The organism is Cohnella sp. GbtcB17 (genome assembly GCF_019091135.1).
Classification (GTDB): Bacteria; Bacillota; Bacilli; order Paenibacillales; family Paenibacillaceae; genus Cohnella.
This window is the reverse complement of record NZ_JAGXJW010000153.1, coordinates 1-739: the sequence shown is the minus strand read 5'-3', so window position 1 is coordinate 739 and position 739 is coordinate 1. Positions and strand designations below refer to the sequence as shown.

The window sequence follows — 739 nt, the reverse complement described above, 5'->3', positions numbered from 1 at the left end:
ATGGCTGGGGATCTAGGATTCGAACCTAGGAGTGACGGAGTCAAAGTCCGTTGCCTTACCGCTTGGCTAATCCCCAAAGGTAAAGATGGGGCGATCGAGGGGAATTGAACCCCCGAATGTCGGATCCACAAACCGATGCGTTAACCACTTCGCCACGATCGCCATATTACCAAGTTCATTGGCAGGGGCAGCAGGAATTGAACCCACACTAACGGTTTTGGAGACCGCTGTTCTACCTTTAAACTATGCCCCTATAATGTTAAGGTAAAACTGGTGGAGGATGATGGATTTGAACCACCGAACCCTGAGGGAACAGATTTACAGTCTGCCGCGTTTGGCCACTTCGCTAATCCTCCATGACTGTAAAACAATGGTGCCGTCGAGAGGACTTGAACCCCCAACCTACTGATTACAAGTCAGTTGCTCTACCAATTGAGCTACAACGGCATAACTTAAGGCATTACTCAGATGGTGGCTCGGGACGGAATCGAACCGCCGACACGAGGATTTTCAGTCCTCTGCTCTACCAACTGAGCTACCGAGCCATTTTGCATTCTAAGTTAGAAGGAAAATGGCGGAGCTGACGGGATTCGAACCCGCGGTCTCCTGCGTGACAGGCAGGCATGTTAGGCCTCTACACCACAGCTCCATGTGGTTAAATCGATGGTGGAGGCTGAGGGGATCGAACCCCCGACCCTCTGCTTGTAAGGCAGATGCTCTCCCGGCTGAGCTAAGCCTC

Annotated in this window: 7 tRNA genes; all 7 read right to left on the bottom strand. The window is 51.8% G+C overall.

Features of this window, described 5'->3' with window-relative positions:
* Position 1: 1 nt before the first annotated feature.
* Positions 2–76, bottom strand: a tRNA-Gln gene (locus tag KVT38_RS33440).
* Positions 77–86: 10 nt separating this feature from the next.
* A tRNA-His gene (locus KVT38_RS33435) sits at positions 87–162 on the bottom strand.
* A gap of 17 nt (positions 163–179) precedes the next feature.
* Positions 180–253, bottom strand: a tRNA-Trp gene (locus KVT38_RS33430).
* Between the two features lie 18 nt (positions 254–271).
* Positions 272–356: transfer RNA gene (locus tag KVT38_RS33425), tRNA-Tyr, on the bottom strand.
* A gap of 15 nt (positions 357–371) precedes the next feature.
* A tRNA-Thr gene (locus KVT38_RS33420) sits at positions 372–447 on the bottom strand.
* A 22-nt stretch (positions 448–469) separates the two neighbouring features.
* A tRNA-Phe gene (locus tag KVT38_RS33415) sits at positions 470–545 on the bottom strand.
* A gap of 27 nt (positions 546–572) precedes the next feature.
* Positions 573–649, bottom strand: a tRNA-Asp gene (locus tag KVT38_RS33410).
* Positions 650–739: the final 90 nt, after the last annotated feature.